This window comes from Lactobacillus sp. UMNPBX6 (assembly GCF_002553975.1).
GTDB lineage: Bacteria > Bacillota > Bacilli > Lactobacillales > Lactobacillaceae > Lactobacillus > Lactobacillus gallinarum.
The window spans coordinates 1-954 of the sequence record NZ_PCZD01000123.1 but is presented as its reverse complement, the minus strand read 5'-3'; the positions used below and the strand labels follow the sequence as shown (position 1 = coordinate 954).

Genomic DNA, 954 nt, shown 5'->3' with positions numbered 1-954 from the left:
GCTAAACTATTGAGTTTTCAAGGCTTCATAGTTTTTTTGATGTGGGAAGTTTAAGTTAGTTACAAATATTGTAATGGAATATGCTATGTCCTTCTTTGATAAGGAACTTGAAGACAGATTATCGGAAACTACAGTAGATTTTTATAGATATGTAGACGATATTTATTTTGGATATGATAATCCTAAAGATTTAATAAAAATAAAAAAGGTATTGCAGGACTTAACTGTAAAATATGCTATAGAGTTGAATAATACTAAAACGGAATCTATATCTTATAATGAAATAAATCGTAGTTCACAATTATTAGACTATTTTGCAAATATAAAAATTCATAAGGTGGAGAATATAAAAAGGTTCTCCAAAATATTTAATAACTTTTTTGCGATTGCAAATGAAGAAATACTTTCTGGTATAAAGGGTTCAAAGAAGTTGTTGTTTTCTTCTTTACAATATTTTTTACATTCTCTGAATAAAGCTAATCAAAAAAATGCTTTAAAAGCTTTGATTAAGACCACTAGTAATATTGAATTACCATTTATTTTCAAGTTAATACAATTGGCTTTAAATGATTCTAGAATTGCTGAGAGATTTATTCATTTATTAGAAGAAATACAAAAAGAAGAAAAAACAATTTGGCCTCAAGATGAAAATGAACGAATAGTATCTGTGTACTTACATAAAGAGTTTAATAAAGAGCCATTAAACTCTAGATTAAATTATCAATTACTACATTATCTTCGAGAAAATAAAAGTGAGGAGGCATATTTTATTTTTGTGTTAATGCAAAAATTAGACTGGAACTTATCTGTTAATCAACTTGCAAAAATAATGAATATTTCCACAAGTTCATATCAAATAAATGATGATTATTTAGCACGAATAGATGATTTTAATTGGCCGAAAATTGCAATTTCAAATTGAACACTTTTGAAAATTAAATTCTGTATATTGAA

At 25.6% G+C, this 954-nt stretch carries 1 protein-coding gene; it reads left to right on the top strand.

Annotated features, from left to right (window positions below):
* Window positions 1-85 precede the first annotated feature (85 nt).
* Window positions 86-922: a hypothetical protein gene (locus CP357_RS09930; RefSeq protein ID WP_158227530.1), complete on the top strand. Its 837-nt coding sequence runs from the start codon at window positions 86-88 to the stop codon at window positions 920-922.
* Window positions 923-954: the final 32 nt, after the last annotated feature.

What these genes read in the sequence shown, in the direction of transcription:
- CP357_RS09930 (WP_158227530.1), top strand. Translation starts at nt 86, where the DNA reads ATGTCCTTCTTTGATAAGGAACTTGAAGACAGATTATCGGAAACTACA.